This is a genomic window from Pedobacter indicus (assembly GCF_003449035.1).
Lineage (GTDB): Bacteria > Bacteroidota > Bacteroidia > Sphingobacteriales > Sphingobacteriaceae > Albibacterium > Albibacterium indicum.
Map to the genome: position 1 here is coordinate 725,824 of NZ_QRGB01000001.1, position 20,591 is coordinate 746,414.

The 20,591-nt window shown below is 41.2% G+C and carries 14 protein-coding genes; 5 read left to right on the forward strand and 9 right to left on the reverse strand.

Features of this window, described 5'->3' with window-relative positions; genetic code table 11:
* The first annotated feature begins 8 nt into the window (after positions 1-8).
* Positions 9-911 (forward strand): DUF4886 domain-containing protein, encoded by a 903-nt coding sequence (locus D3P12_RS03375; protein WP_118193673.1) that lies wholly within the window; start codon positions 9-11, stop codon positions 909-911.
* Positions 912-1,649: 738 nt separating this feature from the next.
* On the opposite strand, the gene D3P12_RS03380 is transcribed toward D3P12_RS03375, so the two are convergent.
* The 7 genes from D3P12_RS03380 to D3P12_RS03410 form a co-directional block, all read right to left on the reverse strand.
* Positions 1,650-2,726, reverse strand: a complete 1,077-nt coding sequence (locus D3P12_RS03380) for an acyltransferase family protein (RefSeq protein WP_118193674.1) — start codon at positions 2,724-2,726, stop codon at positions 1,650-1,652.
* Positions 2,727-2,740: 14 nt separating this feature from the next.
* Positions 2,741-4,243, reverse strand: a complete 1,503-nt coding sequence (locus D3P12_RS03385) for a DUF7133 domain-containing protein (protein ID WP_118193675.1) — start codon at positions 4,241-4,243, stop codon at positions 2,741-2,743.
* Positions 4,244-4,250: 7 nt separating this feature from the next.
* Positions 4,251-5,249 carry a plastocyanin/azurin family copper-binding protein gene (locus D3P12_RS03390; protein WP_118193676.1) on the reverse strand — a complete coding sequence of 333 codons (999 nt, stop codon included), beginning with the start codon at positions 5,247-5,249 and terminating at the stop codon, positions 4,251-4,253.
* 73 nt (positions 5,250-5,322) lie between these two features.
* Positions 5,323-6,714, reverse strand: a complete 1,392-nt coding sequence (locus tag D3P12_RS03395) for an enolase C-terminal domain-like protein (RefSeq protein WP_118193677.1) — start codon at positions 6,712-6,714, stop codon at positions 5,323-5,325.
* An 11-nt stretch (positions 6,715-6,725) separates the two neighbouring features.
* The gene (locus D3P12_RS03400) at positions 6,726-8,195 is read right to left on the reverse strand and encodes a right-handed parallel beta-helix repeat-containing protein (protein WP_157970245.1); all 1,470 of its coding nucleotides are present in this window, start codon (positions 8,193-8,195) and stop codon (positions 6,726-6,728) included.
* Positions 8,188-9,210, reverse strand: coding sequence for a carbon-nitrogen hydrolase family protein (locus D3P12_RS03405; RefSeq protein ID WP_118193679.1), 1,023 nt, complete (start codon positions 9,208-9,210; stop codon positions 8,188-8,190). The genes D3P12_RS03400 and D3P12_RS03405 overlap by 8 nt, the downstream gene beginning before the upstream one ends.
* Before the next feature lie 19 nt (positions 9,211-9,229).
* Positions 9,230-10,528 carry an acetylxylan esterase gene (locus D3P12_RS03410; protein WP_118193680.1) on the reverse strand — a complete coding sequence of 433 codons (1,299 nt, stop codon included), beginning with the start codon at positions 10,526-10,528 and terminating at the stop codon, positions 9,230-9,232.
* 162 nt (positions 10,529-10,690) lie between these two features.
* Between D3P12_RS03410 and D3P12_RS03415 the strand changes: the two genes are divergently transcribed.
* The 4 genes from D3P12_RS03415 to D3P12_RS03430 all read left to right on the forward strand — a co-directional run bounded on the left by D3P12_RS03415 (position 10,691) and on the right by D3P12_RS03430 (position 15,444).
* Entirely contained in the window at positions 10,691-12,352 is a 1,662-nt protein-coding gene (locus D3P12_RS03415; protein WP_118196949.1) for an FAD-dependent oxidoreductase, read from the forward strand.
* A gap of 10 nt (positions 12,353-12,362) precedes the next feature.
* Positions 12,363-13,841, forward strand: a complete 1,479-nt coding sequence (locus tag D3P12_RS03420; protein ID WP_118193681.1) for a carbon starvation CstA family protein — start codon at positions 12,363-12,365, stop codon at positions 13,839-13,841.
* Positions 13,842-13,851: 10 nt separating this feature from the next.
* A complete protein-coding gene (locus tag D3P12_RS03425) occupies positions 13,852-14,730 on the forward strand; it encodes a sugar phosphate isomerase/epimerase family protein (RefSeq protein WP_118196950.1) in 879 nt (292 codons plus the stop codon).
* A gap of 171 nt (positions 14,731-14,901) precedes the next feature.
* Complete coding sequence (locus D3P12_RS03430; protein WP_118193682.1) at positions 14,902-15,444, forward strand: RNA polymerase sigma factor; 543 nt, start codon at positions 14,902-14,904, stop codon at positions 15,442-15,444.
* 66 nt (positions 15,445-15,510) lie between these two features.
* Here the strand turns inward: D3P12_RS03430 and D3P12_RS03435 are convergent, their stop codons facing one another.
* Positions 15,511-17,250 (reverse strand): RagB/SusD family nutrient uptake outer membrane protein, encoded by a 1,740-nt coding sequence (locus D3P12_RS03435; protein ID WP_118193683.1) that lies wholly within the window; start codon positions 17,248-17,250, stop codon positions 15,511-15,513.
* A gap of 13 nt (positions 17,251-17,263) precedes the next feature.
* Positions 17,264-20,557 (reverse strand): SusC/RagA family TonB-linked outer membrane protein, encoded by a 3,294-nt coding sequence (locus tag D3P12_RS03440; protein WP_118193684.1) that lies wholly within the window; start codon positions 20,555-20,557, stop codon positions 17,264-17,266.
* Positions 20,558-20,591: the final 34 nt, after the last annotated feature.

The window sequence follows — 20,591 nt, forward strand, 5'->3', positions numbered from 1 at the left end:
ATGTAATTATGAAAATTAATAGAAAAGTCTTTTTAAGGTTATTTGTTCTTTCCCTGGCACTGAGCGCGGGTCTGCAGGTTAATATTGCTGCCACGTATTTTGATGTTAAAGGAGGAGATACAAATGGCGACGGAATTGTTAAGGTGCTGGCCATTGGCAATAGCTTTTCGGACGATGCCGTTGAGCATCATTTATATGGGTTAGCGCGAGCTGGGGGTAAAACGGTGATTATAGGTAATCTTTATATCGGCGGAGCTCCTTTGGAGAAACATTATAATAATGCCCTCTCAGATGCCAAGGCATATAGTTATAGAAAAATTGACACAAATGGAGTAAAGGTTGTCACGAAAAATACGTCTATTTCCCAAGCTTTGGATGATGAAGATTGGGATTATATCAGCTTTCAACAAGTTAGTTCGCTGTCAGGGAAGTTTGAAACGTTTAAAGAACATCTTCCTTTTGTTTTCAGCTATGTAAAGGAACGTGTGAAAAATCCCGATGTAGAGTATTTACTTCATCAGACTTGGGCTTATGAGCAGACCTCAACTCACAAAGGTTTTGCTAATTATGATAATGACCAAATGAAAATGTATGAGGCTATTGTCAGTACCTATGCAAAAGTGAAGGATATGATTGGTGCAGATGCGGTTGTCCCGGCGGGAACAGCAATACAAAATGCACGTACAAGTTCTATTGGTGATCATTTTACACGCGACGGATATCATCTCGATCTCAATATAGGACGGTATACTGCATCTAGCGCATGGTATGAAATCATTTTCGGCGAAAGTGTTATTGGTAATTCTTACCGACCAGAGGCGATGTCTGAAAAGGAAGTGAAAATTGCCCAGAAAGCCGCTCATGCAGCAGTGAAGAAACCAAAGAAAGTGACCAAACTGAAGAGATTGTAAGCTCGTTATCCTTTTTGTAAGTATTTTAACCCGTTGTGCATTTTAAATAGTACTTAATTTCAATTTTCCGCAAAGAAAATTGAGTCGATCAATTTGTTTAAAACCAATTTGCCTTTATCAAAGATTTCTTCACCATAAGTTCGCCCGTCGAAGCGCTGAACGACAGAAAGGAAGATGAGTATATACAAGATCAATGCAAAAAGGGTAAAAAACAAAAAAACCTTAGAGTATCTTGGTAAAAACTTGTAAAGGGTATTTAGCAATTAATTATCTATTAATTCCCTATTCCTCTCGTTCAAATCGACGAAAATAGGGATATATAAGCAAATAATTCGGTAAAAATTCGCCTGTGGATCCGAACAAGGTTGTAAGCGAATTCGGATAAAATACCATGCAAACGAGCATCGGTTTGGAGCATCCTTTATCCTAGTCTCGTTCTATGTCCCTCCCCTGTACCTCCCTATGATCCCCGTGTGCGCCTCCTGATTTTCGGTATTTATGGGGAGGACAGGGAAGGAACCGGGGTTACTTTGCCAATTTCATCTTCTTCATGACTAGGAACAGGATCGAAAGACTTGGCACAATTTCGCTTGATCATAAGCTGGTCGCACACCTGTTAGAATAGGTCTCAAATACGCATTATCGGAGAAATGAACAACTTTTTACGCCCTATTATTAATCTGAATCATAAATCTTAAAATAGTACCATTACTATAAACTGAAGAGATTATAGGCTCGTTATTTCCGTCGTTTTGCATTTAGGTACTTCCGAACTGGTTTGTCGTAGAACTTCATTACTATATAGGCAAAAATGAGCATCAGGAGTGTGCCGCCGATGACGATCCATGTAAGTTCCGTTGAATCCGGTTGGTAGTTCATAAAGTAATTTCCGAATATCCAAATGCCGGCATAATGAGTCATATACAAGGGGTAGGACATGTCACCGGAAAAGGTACAGAATCTCTTGGAAAAGCTATTTGTTACTGTTCCAGCACCGAGGGAAACGAGCAAAGGGAAAAAGAAGAGTACAATTAAGTATTCCAACAACCAGCTCCAATTAGGAGAGGGTGCTAGAAAAGCGGCAGCCAAGAGGATGCTTAATCCGAAAAAGCCCAAATTATTGCGGATAATCCAGTTAAAACGATAAATTAACAATCCTGCTGAGAATGAATAAAAAATACGGGCGCCACCATGCCAGAAGGTATCTCCGTTCCATCCGCCCAGCAGATTGCCCGCATGAAAACTCACATAGAAGAGAATCCCAGCAGCTATCGCCGTAAGGACGATCAAAGCTTTCTTATTTAATCGGCAAAGGAAAAAAGCATAGATGATATTGGCAACGTATTCCCAGAACAGTGACCATGATGGGGCGTTTAAACCAAAATTATTATAGGCCCTTTCTTCCATAGAAGGGAAAGGGATCAGGAAAGCAGAGCAGATAAAAAGTAAGATAATGCGCCCGGTGTTGTACAGTTCGGACTCTCCGCTAAAGGGGTCAAATAAAAAGGCTAGCAGTCCTAATACCGATCCAAAGATCACCAAAGGGTGCAGTCTGATTAGCCGGGATTTGAAAAACTCCTTTATTCCCATAGTCTTGATCCGGTCATCATAGGCATAGCCAATTACGAATCCAGATAAGCAAAAGAAGAAGTCGACTGCCAAAAATCCGTGTCCAATAAAATTCTGGCTTGGATCAGGATATATCCATTCCATAAAATGAAATATGACAATAGCTAGAGCTGCAATACCCCTTAATCCGTCTAATACTTCAAAATGCTTCTTGCTTTTTAGGTATTCAGGCTTAGCATGCGACATAAATATTTTACTTTTTAGTTTGGACTATTCGTATTCGTTGAAAGAAGTAAATTATTTGCAGTATAACAAATTAAATTATTGACTAACGAGTCGCCTTTCTGGGAACTGATATTATTCAGGGTAAGTTCATATACATAACCCGCGTCAAGCTCTTCTAACTCTAACGAGATCTCGTCGTTTTCTATAATCGTTGCTTTTGTCACGGTCACTTCTTTTAAGTCCGTTTGCGGAGATCCGTACTTTTTATGATATTGATAGCGATACCTGCGGACTTTATAATTAGCCACATTTTCCGCTGCTTCTTTATTGACATTTTGTGTAAACTTCAGGTTGAATCCTGTGTGACTCAAGTTCATCGAGTAGATATCCATTGGTGCCTTTCCTGTATAAACGATGCGTTGAATCCCTCTTGATCCCGCCCATCCATATTCAGCCTGACCCACCCATAAACTGCCGTCAGGTGCAAAGGCGAGTCGATTATTGCCTTTCCTGAGGCTGTCACCATTTAGAAAAAATACACAAGCTCCTTGAATTGCCCCTTGAACTTCCTCTAGCATGACACGCACGATACGTCCGCTATTCATTTCGCCGACGAGAAGCTGTCCAGAGAAAGGACCAAACTTTCCATTCGTATTGTCAAGTAGCGGTTGAGTCGGAGAATTTGCGATGATTCCATGAGGAAAAAGAACAGCAGCTTTGGTCCTCATTTTATCTAATTCTTCTACAGGTCGGAGTAGGGGATTGTCTCCTTTCCATGAAGTTTTCCATACCAGACTAGAAGGATGTCCATAGAAATTCCCTTCTTCTATGTGATATAGAGCACTCGTTCCTACCCAGTCTCCCTGATTTTCTGTTACAAATAGATTTTGATCTGTATCAAACCCCATCCCATTTGGAGAACGCAATCCGCTAGCATAGGGTCGTAGTTCACCAGAATTATCCAATTTCATAACCCAACCTCGGTAGGGTACTGCTGAATACATTTGACCCTTTTGGCCCATGGATACGGTGTCTAGGTCGCCACGAACATGGGCAATGTTGGATCCCCCTGATGAAGCCGAATTGAGGCCAATAAATATATTTCCGTCTGCGTCGATAACAGGACCATAATTAAATTCATGATAGTTTCCCGTGATGCCGAAATCGTCCGTAACGGTTTCATACAGATCAGCATATCCATCACCATCGGTATCTTTTACCCTAGTAAGTTCGGGGCGTTGCATGACCAGTATTTCTGAGTCATTCACGATATGAATTCCCAACGGTTCATGTAAACCCTCGGCAAACATTTTCCACTCTTTGGTCTGAGGATTGTAAATCATTATTTCCCCTCTTAGAAACCCAGCTATAAGTCTGCCGTCAGAGAAAAAGTCGAGGGCACCGACCTGTGCGTCTACATTTTCTGGTGAAGGGATGTTCTCAACAAGATAAGGGACATCCGCATTTGATACACTTTTATCCGAACAGCTGGAAAAGTATATTAATGCAATGGATAGTATAACAAATAGTTTTTTCATCGAAATGTTACTTTTTCTTAGTCATGATAATTTTGAAACTCCTAGCTTCCTCAGGGTTTAATTCAAGAAAACCTTTGGACCAATTTCCCTTATTAGAGTAATGGATTGTTTGATCGGCTGAAGCGTAGAACCAAACTTTTTGCGAGGTATTCGGAATTCTGAAACTCCTTGTTAATTCACTTCCGTCCTTTGATTCTTTAATTAACTCGTAAACATCTACTCCATTTATCGTATAATGGAATTCAGGGTAACGATCAACAAGTTTATATCCTTTAAATTTTACGTCGGGTATATTTCCTTGGGTGCCGACCCGCAAAGGGTAGTCACTTTCGTCCCATTTTTTCTTACCCAGGACGATTGCCGTAGCCTGCTTGTGACCTGCCCATAATTTATCCATATTCAGAAACTCTCCCGTCCACGCATACCGAAATCGGCATTCAGCTGCATCCCAAGCATAAGATAGGTTGTTCGTGAGTCTGACAGCTATTACGGCAGGCCCAATATCATCGATAAATGTACGGTACAAATAGGGTGTAGACTTTTCAATATGATCAGCATGGTCTTGAGTCTCTTTATGCATCTGAGGGATATTCGGATCATCCGCTAATGGCGGCATCTCGTCACTGGTTACATACATGACGCCGAACATTACGAGCCCATGGCCGGGATAGGTACAAACGTATGGGTACGCACCCGTTTTAGATGGTGCAACAAAGTTAATAGACTGTTTTTCTCCAGGCGAAATAACCGGTATGGACCATAACACAGATTCTGATTGGGGGATGAAATCCATCTGGGGACCTTTGTCTTGTAAAGCATCGGCGGCTTTCACCACTTCCTCTCGCTTACCGGGCGCAGTAATCAGAAGATTATGATCCATGTCATCATTATTGATTAAAGTCAGGCTGACAGATGTTCCTGGTTTTACGCTAAACCTCAATTGATCAAACTTTAAACCTGGTACGGCACGCAATGTAATGTTGGTTTTTTCCGTTTCTTGTGCCATTCCTATTTGACAAAAAAATATTGTCAATAATAGGAGTAAGGATTTTTTTATATACACGATAGTTAATATTGTATTATGTAATCGGGTTGTTTAAAAGGTCTTGATAGTGGGTGGATGGGGTAAAAATACCGCCGCTTTTTTCAAAAAAATCATCATTTAGCTCAAAAGTGCCATTTTTCACCTCTGTCCACGATGCATCTGCGTGTGGATGGTAATTTTTCATTCTGTTCCAATCTTCGTAATTAACATTCCCATTAGTTTCCAATAGTCCCATTCCTAAACCGGGAAATGGTGCGAGCCGGCTTGCGATATTTTTATTCCATTCCAATAAAACAGGATTAACCGTTAAATCAGCACACGCACATGGGAGATTTCTATCATATGCCAATTTGGCTATCTTTAAAGTCTGGCTCAATGTTTTTGCTATTCCTTTGAGAACAAAACCACCATAACCTAATTCTATTTTTCGGAGCGCATCTTTCTCGTTATGAACACTTTCATCAGCTGCTACAAGGACACCTAGATCACCGACATGTTCTGTGTTGGTTTCTGCTAAAGGCTCTTCACAGAGAATAATTTGGTCGAAGGCACCGATTGATTTAGCATGTTCCAAATATTTTACTAAGGTAGCCTTCTTTTCGTATCGACCATTCGCGTCCAACGTATAGATCAGCTTACCGTCTCTTGTCTGATCGGTACGGTAATTTTTTAAAGTTTGATGAATTTCGGTCAACTTTTTCATATCCGCTTCCACCATTTCCTCTTGTGTGCCCGGTGCACCTGTTTTTATTTTAATGACGAAATATCCGTCTTCCACTTCTTTCTTTAATACCTCCATTGGAGTATTATAAGAAACCGCACACATGATTGCTATTTTCTTGTTCCGATGTGATAGTGTTTTTCTGTATGCTTCAGGAAGCATACTATCGAATGAGGAGAACTTATTTTCTTTAGCATATAGCAGCCAGACGGCGTTGTCCACGCTTACCAAAGCGTTATAAACGAAATTGATGTTTAAGTCAGTTTTTTGAGTAATTCGCTTAGCTTCAGAGTGTACTTCAGGAAGTATACGGTCCATTAATTCAATTGGATCCTTGAATGGATTTTCCTTTAAGATATGCAATGCTTTATTAACCGTTAGAAACATCAGCGCATTGCCTTCGGCTTCAGTGCAATCGACAAAAAGATCTGAGTCTGCATATAGAACGCTTTGCGTTGCAATACCTGTACCCGTATTTCCTGTTGTCGATTTGATCTGTGATACAATCTGCCAAAGCTCGGACAGGAAATTCCCTTTAAATCCATAGGGTGATGCGAGCTTCTCACGTTGAAAGTTAGCATTTATATAATCTATTGAGATCTGTTTATTTGAATTTGTCATAAAAAGCTTTTCGCTCAATAGATCGAGACTTGAAGTGGAAGCTAAAACGGCTGCTGATTTAAGGAAATCTCGTCTATCGATCATTCAGTTATTGATTAGTTGGTTGTAATAATATTTGATTCTAAAAGTACACTTTTTGCATTATTGTCAATCGCAGCCTTCGTTCCGGTTCGTATTGTATTTCCACGTACGACTGTTTCTGCACATTCTCCTTGAAGAGCAATTCCTGATATCATCCTTGGTTGTTTCAAATCCTCTGTAATGATACAGTCTGTAACCATAATGCCTTTGCTATCGATGACCTGTATCCCATGATACCGGGCATCTTTGATTTGGTTATTATTGAGACTAATATACTTACTTTCTCTTACTAATACCGAACCTCCCACTTGTTCATCTCCTGCTTCAGAGCCCTCTACTATATTATTGTTAAAGATAATATTCTGTCCATGCTCGATCATTACGCCACCAGACTTGGATGGTTTAAGATAATAGTCTTCATTGCGGTCAATAATATTGTCACTCATAATGATATTTTTGCTGTTTTTGACTACGATATTCCGATCATAGCCTCGCATAAAAGTATTTCCAATAATACTGATACCTCTGCTCTGAACCAAATCAATATTAAAATCTTGATTCCCGATATGGTTCCCGGTAATGCTCCATAGACCTATTTTATTAGCGTTGCTAGCACTTCCTATAAATCGGATGTTGGCTCCTCCGGGACTGTAGATGGCCTGGATGGTATTGCCAGATATCGTCCCCTCCCTTACACTGCTCCCCTCTTGACTGCAATCAATCAAAATATCTGCGGATACAACACCTTCTGGATCACAGTTATATTCAATGTCATTTCCGGTAATCTGAAAATTTCGGATTGAACTACCAGAGACTTTAATTCCTCCCTTTTTACAATAACTTATGTGGCTGTCGCTGATAATAAATTGGTGGATATCGACATCATCTAAAAAGACTCCGATACCGCTTGCGTTATAGATATGGCAATTATCGATGATAATGTTTCGATTTCGCGAAGTTAAGTGGATACCATTTCGCACGTTCCTGATCAGGACACCACGTATCGTTGGTTGCATGGTATTTCTGAATTCCAGTCCGTCAGCTTTTTCGTTTAATCCCAAAATCTCAAGATCCGAGACCATCGGCATTCTTTCCTTTTCCCAAGTAATTGGCTTTACTGTTGAGGGCAGAGCCGAGCCTTTATCGTGCGAACCAATAAATCGAAATGCTGGTCCTTCGCCTGCCATTAAAATTTTACCGGTGCCACCGTTTCCCGATACACTAAGTGTGCCATGTTCGGAAAGCCTAATTTCTATCGTGCGGGTAATTTTATATTCACCTTTTGGAAACTCTATCTGCCCATTAACACTGTTCTGTATCGCTTTAAGAATCGCTTCCGTATCATCGGTTTTCCCATCCCCCTTTGCTCCGAATTCTTTGACATCTGCTGCCCAACTTGACAATGTTAAAAATAGAGTAAAAATTATCAGAGCAAGCCTGCAGGGAGAATAGTTTTTGTTTGTGTGTTTTAATATATTATTCATATGATTTTTTCTTTTCGCGAGACCTTTGGAAGTAATCATCTACAAGCTCAATCTTAAACTCTTCGACCATCTGCTTTGCACTTACGTTATCATTTTCACTGGTAACAAGTACAACGCCAACTTCTCCGGGATCGGTAATTTCCACGGTGTTGTTGTACTTTTTCTTTAGTTGTCTCAGTTTTAGCCTATTGTAATCCAAGTGAGCTAATTCATAATCAAGATTTACGTCAGCGACAGTAAAATTAAAATAATTAGTTGAACTAGCTACGATTTCACCAATCGGGTTGCGTATTTGCGACGGGGCGCCGCGACCGCTAATTGATCCGACAAAATAAGCACGACAGGTATAGGCCCAATCACTTTGTACAAAGCCTCCATGATAGGCAGATGGGAACACAATCAGGTCAGGATCTAGTGCAATATACTTTTCACGTAGTTCATCGAAATTAAGGTCGTAACAGATAGCAATCGCTACTCTGCCAAAATCACATTCGAATACAGGTACCTCAGTGCTTGGCTTTATCCCTGCTTCCATCTCACCGATGGTCGGATAGTTCTTATCGTATATGCCTACAATTTCCCCTGCCCTGTCCAACAATACTCCAGAATTTCTTAGGTTCCCGTCACCATCAACTCTTCGCATCCCGAAAGCAAAGTAACTTTTGGTCGATTTAGCAACCGAAGCGAAATAGTCGATAATCTGGTTGCCGCGTACTCGGATATATTCATTTCTCTCCTCATTGGTCAATCCCCACGGGAAATCACAGTTCTCTGGTAAAACAATCAAATCTGGTTTATCGTGGATTACCTGCTCTAATTCTTTCTTCCAGAAGGCTATCATTTGTTCGACCATCTTCTGATGCCCTTGGCTTTTATCTAAGGTTGGCGTTCTTGTGCCTATAGTCGCTATCCTGATACGTTCCGCAGCATTTACTTTGGTTAGTAGTGATGAACCCAACACGCTGATCAGTATGAAGACCACTAAAAAACGAGTAGTTTTTAATTTTTTAATCATAATTTTGGGATTTATTATGTTAGTTAATATGGCTCGTATAGTGGCTTGTTTTTAATTTTCCTTGGAACCAGTTATTCATGATTTTTCGTTGTTGTGGAAAGTAAGCATGTCCAGCTTCTTTGATGATAAATACGTCTTTAGGTGCAGTGATTGAATTATACGCTGCCGAGATCGAAGTTGGCGGACACGTTTCGTCATTAAACCCCCAAGTGTACATACCCGGTATTGTTAATAACTTGGCGAAGTTAACTACATCGTAATAGCGTGTCGTCTGAATCAGCTCTGGTGTTGGTGTTTCTTTTTCGAGTGTATGCGGCCAACCTCCCGTTCGATCATGTAGCGGACCGGTCAGGTCGCAAAGCCCAGGGAAGTAAGAGGCTAGATATTTTACTCTCTTGTCTAAGGCAGCCGTAATAATCGTAAGTGCGCCTCCTTGGCTGCCGCCAGTTACCCCCAGAGTTTCTCCATCATATTCTGGAAGGCTCGTCAAGTAATCTAAAGCTCGGATACATCCGATAATAACACGCTTGAAATAATACTTATCTCTGTCATTTGAGTTAAACGTCGGATATCCATATAAATCGCCTTTGGCTAATTCCGTGTAGTTCTCTTGTGCCATGGTTACTGGTATTCCGTGTATCCCCATTTTTACTACGATAAAGCCTTTAGCTGCGGTTGAAACATCTGGATTATAGGGTCTGACCCCAGCGCCCGGAACCATCAATATTCCCGGATATTTTCCCTTCTTCTTAGGAACAGCAACTGCAGCATAGATCAAAGTTCCATCAATATTTTGAATACTAACTTCATAAGCGTTAACCTCTTCCGTTGATTTGTCCTCTAATAATCGAACGTTAGGGTTAAGCGGAATTTTTTTTGCTTCCATTTTCAAACTGTCCCAAAATACTTCAAAATCTTCAGGCATCGTGGTCGTTGGCTCGATCGCTTCAGGCTCAAACGCTGCTGTTGCAAGTCCCCGGTAAACCTTTCCATCGCGTTCTACGGTTGCTATGCAACGCAAGAAACCGGGTTCGTTCAACGTTCCACCATCTATCTGGTGCACTCCAGCAGATAATTGAACGGAATCTTCTACAGAAGGCGTCATTCTTTCCAGACCAATTTGGTATTTAACAAGTACATCCTCAACAGGTTCCCCATCTTCTTTTACCTGAATTGTGAAGTTCGCATTTTCTCCTCTTTGGTAGACCCAATCAGGATGGTCGGCTGTGACCTCAACTGTTAGCTCTGTGGTTTTGTCCTGAGCAAAAACGCAAAAAGAAGAGAATACAGCAAGAATTAGTAGATTGACTATTTTCATAAAATAAGGTTGTTTTTTAGGATTAGTCTTTAAAACTAACACAAAATATTTATAATTCGTAAAAATTATCGCTCAATAAATTGTTTTATTTTATATTTATGGTAACGTAACCAACGGAAAAAAATAATGCCTTCATGTAGGAGTGGAGGGAGCCTAAATATTATGTATAAAGAAAGAAATTTTTTACGCCTGATCTTAACCATCTGTGTCGTTTTCTCTTTAACTACCAATGTGAGTGCTGAAAATAATGTGCACTATGAAGCCGATGTTATCATCTACGGTGGAACTTCTGCCGCAATCACCTCTGCGGTACAGGTCGTCCGTATGGGTAAATCGGTGCTTGTTGTAGCACCGGATAAGCACATTGGAGGTCTATCTTCGGGTGGTTTGGGTTTTACCGATACTGGTGATAAGTCCGTCATTGGAGGTCTGGCAAGAGAATTCTATCATCGTGTATATATGCATTACCAAAAAGATGAAGCCTGGAAATGGCAAAAGCAGTCGGAATACGGTAATAAAGGGCAGGGTACGCCTGCAATTGATGGAGACGAGCGAACTATGTGGATCTTTGAACCTCATGTTGCCGAAAGCGTATTTGAAGATTTGGTGAAAGAACACAACATCCAGATACATCGGGATGAATGGCTCGATCGAGAAAAGGGAGTTAAGGTTAAAAATGGGGAGATTTTATCAATAATGACTTTAAGTGGAAAGGTTTATACGGGGGAAATGTTTATCGATGCTACCTATGAAGGTGATTTAATGGCGGCTGCAGGTGTTAGTTATCATGTCGGACGTGAATCCAATGACACTTATGATGAAGAGTGGAATGGTGTTCAAGTGGGCACCTTACATCACCAACATTGGTTCCAGTCAGATATCAGTCCCTACAAAATCCCGGGCGACCCAAGCAGCGGACTTCTTCCGCGAATTTCTAAAGAATCGCCAGGAAAGAAAGGGGAGGGGGATCACCGTATTCAAGCTTACTGTTTTCGGATGTGTCTTACTAACCATCCGGACAACCGGGTCGAGTTTCCTAAACCAGACGGGTACGATCCGAATCAATATGAATTATTGCTAAGAATCTATGAAAGTGGATGGAATCAAACCTTCAATAAGTATGATCCGATTCCGAATAGAAAGACAGACACCAATAATCACGGTCCGTTCAGCACCGATAATATTGGTATGAACTATGATTACCCGGAAGCGTCATATGAAAGACGACGAGAAATCATTAAGGAACATGAAACCTACCAAAAAGGTCTGCTGTATTTCATGGCAAATGATGAGCGTATGCCTCCGGAAGTACAAAAACAGGTAAAAGAATGGGGCTTAGCCAAAGACGAGTTCGTTGACAACAGTAACTGGCCTCATCAATTGTATATCCGGGAGGCGCGACGAATGATTGGAGAGGAAGTAATGACTGAGCATGAAGTCCTTAACAAACGCAACGTGGATAACTCCATAGGAATGGGATCTTATACATTGGATTCTCATAATGTACAACGGTATGTAAAAGAAGACGGATTTGTGCAAAACGAAGGGGATATCGGAGTTTCAACGAAAAATCCATATAAAATATCGTTTGGATCTATTGTTCCAAAAAAAGAAGAATGTAAAAATCTTCTGGTTCCGGTTTGTGTATCCAGTTCGCATATCGCGTTTGGATCGATACGGATGGAGCCTGTATTTATGATATTGGGACAAAGTGCAGCTACCGTGGCGGTGCTGGCAATTGAAAGCCAGCAGGCGGTTCAGGATATTAATTATAAGGAACTAAAAGATCAATTAATTGCTGATAGTCAGGTTATCAGCCAATAAAAAATAAACTATGATTTCTTTTGTAGTATGCGTTGTCGTGCTTATCGTAGGTTACTTTGTTTTATCCCGAATATCGGAACGGATTTTTGGAGCTGACTATAAACGACCTACACCCGCAGTGGAAATGGCGGATGGGGTTGATTATGTTGCATTACCCGGATGGAAAATATTCCTTATTCAATTTTTAAATATCGCTGGTTTGGGGCCTATTTTCGGAGCCGTTGCTGGAGCCATGTGGGGGCCGGTCGCCTTCGTTTGGATTGTTATAGGTACCCTTGTAGCGGGCGGAGTACATGATTATTTTTCAGGAATGCTTTCTTTGCGATTTAAAGGTCAAAGTATCGCAGAAATATCGGGTCATTATCTCGGCGCTACTGTTAAGCATATTATGCGTGTTTTCACGGTAATCCTACTCATCATGGTCGGTGCCGTTTTTGTGATGGGGCCAGCTAAAATACTGGCAGGTATAACCGGCGACTATGTCAGTTCTTCCATTTGGGTCATTGGTATTTTCGCATATTATATTTTGTCGACTATTCTACCTATTGATAAAGTTATCGGCAAAATCTATCCAGTTTTCGGCGTGGCTCTCCTATTTATGGCTGTAGGGATCTTATTTATGATGTATTACAATCGGCTGCCGATACCTGAAATCACCATAAGCAACCTTACAAATATGCATCATGCAGCCAATGATTTTCCTATTTTCCCCTTTGTGTTTGTCACAATTGCCTGTGGAGCAATCTCGGGATTTCATGCGACGCAATCGCCTTTAATGGCACGGTGTATGACTAATGAAAAGCAAGGGAAGCCCATATTTTTTGGCACGATGGTAACCGAAGGAATCGTAGCATTAATCTGGGCTGCTATAAGTATGTGTTTTTTTGGTTCGGTGGGGTCTTTAAATGACATTATGGCGAACAACGGTGGTAATGCTGCGTTAATCGTTAATGAAGTATCTAACAATTTACTCGGCACCGCAGGCGGTGTATTGGCTATTTTGGGTGTTGTAGCTGCGCCAATAACATCAGGAGATACGGCTTTCCGTGGAGCTCGGCTAATCATTGCTGATGCACTCAAGTTTAAACAAGGGCCTATAACAAATCGTATTTTGATCTCGGCTCCTTTATTCGTTATCGCAATGTTATTACTGACAATTGACTTTGCTATTATTTGGAGATACTTTGCGTGGACGAATCAGACTTTGGCTACGATCGTTTTATGGACAATTACCGTATTTCTCATAAAATCGAAAAAGTTTTATTGGATTTCTCTTATACCGGCAGTTTTTATGACCGCGGTTGTGGTGACGTATATACTTATCGCTCCGGAAGGTCTGAGCCTATCTAAAAATATATCTTTTGGGATTGGTATTGCCGCCTCGATTTTGAGTCTTGTTGTTTCGCTATTTTATGTGAAGCGACAGCAATCTGGAGAAAGAATGAATAAAAATGCCGAAGTATTTGCGGATGAAATCACAACCCTTTAACCTTTATATCATGAAAATAAGCTTAAAATCATCTTTCCTTTTTTTAATTCTTTTTTGTTGCTTCTTTACTACAGTTAAAGGGCAGCAAAAAAAGATTACCGATTATCAAAACTATCCTGAAGAAAAGCTCGGTTGGCATCTTGGTACCCAAGCCTACAGTTTTCGTTTATTTACCTTTCACGATGCGCTATTGAAGACGGACAGTGCTAATCTTAAATTTATCGAATCTTACCCTGGCCAACCCATTGGTGGCGGAATAGAGGGTAAGATGGATTATACGATGAGCCCTGAAAAGCGTGAAGAAGTTTTGAAATTACTGAAGGAACAAGGTATCACCCTTTATGCATACGGAGTGGTGAAAGCTGATTCAGAAGAATCCTGGCGGCAGCTTTTTGAATTCGCCAAAGCGATGGGGATTAAAAATATAAATTCAGAGCCTAATCGCGAAGATTTACCTCTTGTCGGACAATTAGCTAATGAATTTAAAATTAAGGTATCCATTCATAACCATCCAGAGCCGTCGATCTATTGGAGTCCCGATTCTGTGTTACAAGCCATTCAAATTGCGAATAGTAAATATGTGGGCGCTTGTGCTGATATCGGTCACTGGATACGTTCAGGTTTGGATCCTGTTGAGAGCTTGAAGAAATTGGATGGTCACGTTTATCATTTGCATTTTAAAGATTTAGGAGCAAAGGATCGGAAAGCAAAGGACGTTCACTGGGGAACCGGTGTAGCTAATGTGCCGGAATTGCTTAACGAACTAAAGCGGCAGAAGTTTAAAGGGATGTTTTCTGCAGAATACGAAACCAACTGGGAACACAATACACCGGATATTACGGCGAGTGTCCAAAATTTTCGGGACATACTTCAAAGTTCGAAGCGTTAGAAGATACTGTCCGACGGTTCGACCGAATTCGTTGAAGTAAAAAAGTGGCGTGAGTGCCTGCAATTGACTAAGAGGTCTAGAAGTGCATAATGGAAGGAAACTTATTGATCTCTTAACATAGAGATTAAACATTCAGTCTACATTTGCTGCTGTTCGTTTGAATATAGAATCATGATAGTTAATGACGACTATGAGCTATTAGAGGATCTTCGCGAAGGGTCGGCAGAAGCCTTTCTGGAGATTTATCAGCTTCATCACCAACGTTTATTTAGTTTCGCAAACAAGTACCTGCAGGATGAAGATTTAGCAGAAGATGCAGTACATGACACGTTTTTAAAGTTATGGGAGATTCGGTCACGTGTTAACCCTATGTTGCCTATTATAAATTACCTTTATCGGATCGTTAGGAACTTTGCGCTGAAGGCACTTAAAAAGAAGCAAGAACAGCAATGGATAAAGAAATCACTTTCCGAGGATGTTCCAACGCAGTGCTGCGTTCATACGACTTATCTTGAGAAAGAAAACAGATCGCTTTTTAATCAGGCTGTCAACATGCTTTCTAGTCAAAGGCAGCGAGTTTTTAGACTATGCAGGCAAGAGGGGTTAACCTATCAGGAGGCAGCCACACAATTGAAAATATCCCCATACACCATCAAAGAGCATATGTCGTTGGCGATGCGGTTTGTGCAAACCTATATTAAACAGAATAGCTAAAAACCTATAATCAAACAAGAAGGGCTTCAATAACAGAAACCCTTCTTGTTTGATAAAATTATCAATTTATTCCCAACCCGGATTTTGAGTTAAGTTTTCATTTAACTGAAGTTCCTGAATTGGTATCGGATAGAAATAATCCTTTTTCTCATCAAACTTTTTGCTGATGTGTGGGTTGATAACAACATTTCCTCCGGCGGCACCATTTTCCAGTAGGATTTCTCCTCCTAATTTTAATAGTTGAACACCGTTGGCTGTTGGTTTTTGACCTTCATAAATCCAAACGTCAGTTTTGTCATCTCCATCTAAGTCATATTGCCCAGTTCCGGGGAAATACATTCCTTTGAACTGACGAGTTAATAATTGGCCTTCTTTCCAGCGCATAATATCGTCCCAACGGAAAGACTCCATGACAAGCTCAATCCTTCGCTCTCTTCTTATTTCCAGAATAGCACCTTTCTGCGCGCCTGATACATTCTTATATTGATCAGCTAAATAAGGATCTGGATTTGCATTAGCTGCGGCTAGGTTCAAATTAGGCATGTTGACGCGGTCACGAAGTTTTTTGATCGATAAATCAATATCAGCCTGTACAATGTTCCCAAGCTCCGCTTTCGCTTCTGCATAATTTAGCAAAACCTCTCCCAGACGAAAAATAGGCATATCATTTTCAGAACGGTTATAGGAATCGTATTTCACATCACCTACGAACTTGATAAGCTGATAACCCGTAACCGAGAACCCAAACTGAGGGACTTGAGGAGATGTACCTCCTATCCGGATATATCCCGGCGTACGGATCGTTTGAGAAAGTCGTGGGTCGCGATCTTGCACTTCTTCAAAGTATTCGATTGATTGATAGTTGGGCTTATCAGTGAACCGGCTCCCATCAGCCATCAGATAGGAGTTGACAAGGTCTTTATTTAATCCTGGTCGTCCGTATGAAGCGGTTATCGTGTAATAATTGACATTATGCCAAACCTGCAAGGCGTCACTGAACTTCCTGCTCAGAATGACTTCTTCTTCAACAGCATTTACAGATGAGAACAACTCAAGATAACCTTTGTCTGCACCGCTACCCATGTAAACAGTATATGGGCCGGCCTCTATTAACTCTTTGGCTGCGGAAGCAGCTTCTTCAAGAAAATATTCGTAGTTTGGAAGAGCGAGCTCGGTATGATATTTTCTGAACGTACCTTCGAAGAGGCCAATCCTCGACTTTAAAGCCAAAGCTGTCCACTTGGTGACCCGTTCTACATCTTTTGATGTTCCTAGATTCTCTATTGCATAATCAATATCAGCCATGATCGAATCCATCACCATGACCCTAGGGTCTCTTGGTCTAAATAATTCCTCATCGTCCGGATCGAGTGTTCTTGAGTACCAAGGGACATCGCCAAATCTTTTTACCTTATCGAAATAAAAATAGGCTCTAAAAAACCGTGCAACAGCTGCCCATTTTTTTGCTTGTTCTTCGGGTACGGTTCGGTTGTAATTTTCTAAGAAATAGTTGATGTTTCTTAAATCGCCCCATGACCAACCGCTACCTGTTTGTGGTACAATTCGGTTCCCGATTACATTTTCAGGCAGCGATTGTTTGACGATATTGTCAATATCTTCGTTGTAAACCCCTTCAGCAGAAGGTAATACCCGATAAAAAGAATTTACATATAGCTCCAGGTCTCTTTCTGTTCTAAAAAAAGCATCGGGAGAAATGTCTGCTTCAGGCTGCTTATCTAGATACTCTTTGCTACAAGAGGCCAGAAGACCGGCAGCTATAAGCGTTAATATTATTTTGATTTTCATGATCTTTTATTTTTTAGAATGTAATGTCAATACCCAATGAGAATGTTCTTGAGAACGGATATGCTCTTCCATTTGCCTCGTTTGCAGCTTGCTCAGGATCGATGTAATCCGAACGAAGTTTAGTAGCGGTAAACAAGTTTTCACCACTAACATATATACGTGCTCTTGATAACTTAGCTTTGGAGAGGAGGTCGGTCGGTAGCGTATAACCTACCGTCAGATTTTTGAGCCGGATATAAGCAAGATCTTGCAAATAACGATCATTTTTTACATTCAGCTCCCCTCTACTGTTCAAGGCTACATATCCTCTTAACAAAGGATAATAGGCATCGGGATTTTCGGGTGTCCAGATGTCATCTGTAAAGTTTTCTGGAATAAACGAGTAATACGGTCTTGAATAAGGACCCCAGAATTTATCGGCGTTATTTCCAGGATACCAGTGCTGGCGTCCGATTCCCTGGAAAAATGCAGAAACATCAAAACCATTCCAGTCTGCCCCTAAGTTGAACCCAAATGTATAGCGTGGCAGTGTATTACCGATCACAACCTGATCGCCAGGTTCAGACACCGTGTTTTTTCCATTATCTACGAGACCATCGCCGTTGACATCAACAAATTTAAGGTCTCCTGCCTGCAGTCTTGACCAGTCGCCGGGAGCCCGCAGACGTTGTTGGTTGACATAGTCTTGGTTGATCTGCCAATTGGCGGCTTCTTCGTCTGATTGGAAGAACCCGTCGACCTTATATCCCCAAATTTCCCCTAATTGCTGACCTACGTAATAGTTGTTGAGTAATTTATCTTTATTATCGAAGCGCGTAATTTCAGCTTTTGAGTCTGATAGACCGAAAGAAAAGCTATATCCAAAAGGTTTTCCTCCGACCGTTTCCTGATCGCGCCACGAAATAGCCAGCTCCCATCCAGTATTTCTAAGATCGCCGGCATTTTGACGCGGAGAAGCTGCACCAAACACAGCAGGAAGTGTTTTTCCGGGGATGAGCATATCCAGTGTTTCCCGCACATACCAGTCGAAAGTCGTGTTAAGTCGGTTGTTAAACAAGCCCAAATCAACACCAAAGTTTGCAGTGGTTGTTCTCTCCCAAGTGAGGCTTGGAGAAATAGGGACAGGTACGGATAGGAATTCCGTTCTCCGTCCGTCCATTAGGTAAGGCGTATTTCCCCTAGCAAGCAACGGGATATATCCGTATATTCCTGCTTCTTGAGAGTTTCCTAGGGAGCCATACGATGCTCTGAATTTCAATTCACTAACAGTAGACTTTAACGGTTGGAAGAAGTTTTCTTCACTCAACCGCCATCCGGCAGAAACTGAAGGGAAGAAGCCAAAACGCTGATCATCCGGGAATTTCGATGTACCATCATAGCGGCCGTTGACCTCTAAAAGATATTTCCCCTGATAATCGTAGTTGATTCTTCCAAAGAAACCTTGAAGAGCCCACGTATTTGCGCCGCCGGTTACTTCCATATCACCTGACCCGAGATTTAAATCGTTCAAATCTTCCGACAACAAGTCGTTTCGTATACCCGTAATTCGTTTGTACGATCGCGACTCCTGGTTGTACCCTGCGGTTATTTTAAAATTATGATCATTAAAGCTCTTGGTATAGTCACCATAAAGATTCACTGTATGGCCAATGTTGGTGGTGTGTATTTCGGTTAATCGGTCATTGCCTAAATAACTGATTTCTCCCGGATATACAGACCATGGTGCTTGTGTTCGACGGACAAATAAAAGGAGAGGATTGTGCGAGAATGTGTAATCTCCGGTGATGTGCAGACCCTCTGCTAACGTAAATTGAGCCTGGAATGTATTGATGAATTCATACTCTCCATCTTCGCCTTTTGATTTTCCATGAAGCAAATCGGCAAAAATACCGTCGCCGATCGTATAATTGTTCAGCTCAGTCCGGTAAGTGGCTGTCCCATCGGGGTTGATTGGCAAATAGGACGGTAACGCATGCACAGTTGAAGAAATAAAGTTATTGTTCGCATTCGCGTTACCATTCCATCCTGGGAATGAATAGTTGTTGTAATTAAACTGAGTATTGTTATTGATTCGGAGCCACGGAGCAACTTCTCCTGATACCTTAGCCCTTAGGTTATATCCTTTATATTTATCTTGATTAACCTTCATGATACCATTTTTTTGATAGGCTCTTCCCGAAACGTAGAAATCAATTTTATCTGTTCCTCCAGTGAAACTCAATGAGTGCTCCATTGACGTTTGTGTGTCGCGGTAAAGAACATCCCACCAGTCTGTACTTCCATAGTACACATATTGATCTTTCCCATTTCGGTTCTGGATAACAACATCGGGCAGCGATTTATCGGTCTTTCTTTTCAGTAGTTCCTCATAATCGGCATCTGAATATCCGGTATAGCTATTACCTGTTGCACGTATAAATGCTTCGTCGTTCAATATCGCCGCGTCGTATCCGTCAGTAATAAAATCGGTGCTTACGGTTGATCCAGCCCACCCGAAATTATTGCTGTAATTAATATTGATTTTTCCGCCCTTAGCGCTTTTTGTGGTCACTAGCATGACACCAAAAGCACCGCGAGACCCGTAAATTGCAGCTGCTGCCGCATCTTTTAAAACCGATATGCTCTCCACGTCACGTGGATTGATGTTATTAATGTTGCCGGGTACTCCGTCAATCAAAATAAGGGGTGCTGCCCTCGAGCTGTTGATCGATGCATACCCACGTACGTTAACGCTTCCCTCTGTTCCCGGGCGACCATTACCAAAATTGATATTGACGTTTGGCATGGTACCTTGTATACCCTGAGTGATATTGGATATTGGACGGTCATTAAGTACTTCCGAGTCGATTTGGGTAACCGCTCCGGTCAGATTTACCTTTTTCTGCGTACCGTAACCTACCACAATTACATTCTCGAGTAGTTGTTGATCAGATTCTAATGTGACATCTATCCTGGTTCTCGATCCTACGGTGATTTCTTGTTTAACAAAGCCAATCATCGAATACACAAGAACAGAATTAGAGTTTGGAACAGTTAATATATATTCTCCATTTTCATTAGAAGACACGCCTGTTGACGGTTGATCCTTCAAGGAAACCGTAACGCCAGGCAAAGGCTCTCCCTCCTGGCTTTTAATGACACCGGTTACTTCGATGGACTGAACAGAGTTTTCTATGTTGTAACCGTATTTATCCAAAGAAATCACATCCCGAGATGCGAGGAGGCTGTTGCTCGTCATCATGATCACACTCGTGGCAATCAATCCGCCTTTCAGTAATTCTATAAACTTTTTGTCAATTTTTTTCATTTTGTAAAATACATTTCATGTGAGTTTTTATTAG

Excerpts from the sequence above, each read along its gene's own strand:
- D3P12_RS03375 (WP_118193673.1), top strand. The coding sequence starts at position 9 with ATGAAAATTAATAGAAAAGTCTTTTTAAGGTTATTTGTTCTTTCCCTG.
- D3P12_RS03380 (WP_118193674.1), bottom strand. The coding sequence starts at position 2,726 with ATGTCGCATGCTAAGCCTGAATACCTAAAAAGCAAGAAGCATTTTGAA.
- D3P12_RS03385 (WP_118193675.1), bottom strand. The coding sequence starts at position 4,243 with ATGAAAAAACTATTTGTTATACTATCCATTGCATTAATATACTTTTCC.
- D3P12_RS03390 (WP_118193676.1), bottom strand. The coding sequence starts at position 5,249 with ATGGCACAAGAAACGGAAAAAACCAACATTACATTGCGTGCCGTACCA.
- D3P12_RS03395 (WP_118193677.1), bottom strand. The coding sequence starts at position 6,714 with ATGATCGATAGACGAGATTTCCTTAAATCAGCAGCCGTTTTAGCTTCC.
- D3P12_RS03400 (WP_157970245.1), bottom strand. The coding sequence starts at position 8,195 with ATGAATAATATATTAAAACACACAAACAAAAACTATTCTCCCTGCAGG.
- D3P12_RS03405 (WP_118193679.1), bottom strand. The coding sequence starts at position 9,210 with ATGATTAAAAAATTAAAAACTACTCGTTTTTTAGTGGTCTTCATACTG.
- D3P12_RS03410 (WP_118193680.1), bottom strand. The coding sequence starts at position 10,528 with ATGAAAATAGTCAATCTACTAATTCTTGCTGTATTCTCTTCTTTTTGC.
- D3P12_RS03415 (WP_118196949.1), top strand. The coding sequence starts at position 10,691 with ATGTATAAAGAAAGAAATTTTTTACGCCTGATCTTAACCATCTGTGTC.
- D3P12_RS03420 (WP_118193681.1), top strand. The coding sequence starts at position 12,363 with ATGATTTCTTTTGTAGTATGCGTTGTCGTGCTTATCGTAGGTTACTTT.
- D3P12_RS03425 (WP_118196950.1), top strand. The coding sequence starts at position 13,852 with ATGAAAATAAGCTTAAAATCATCTTTCCTTTTTTTAATTCTTTTTTGT.
- D3P12_RS03430 (WP_118193682.1), top strand. The coding sequence starts at position 14,902 with ATGATAGTTAATGACGACTATGAGCTATTAGAGGATCTTCGCGAAGGG.
- D3P12_RS03435 (WP_118193683.1), bottom strand. The coding sequence starts at position 17,250 with ATGAAAATCAAAATAATATTAACGCTTATAGCTGCCGGTCTTCTGGCC.
- D3P12_RS03440 (WP_118193684.1), bottom strand. The coding sequence starts at position 20,557 with ATGAAAAAAATTGACAAAAAGTTTATAGAATTACTGAAAGGCGGATTG.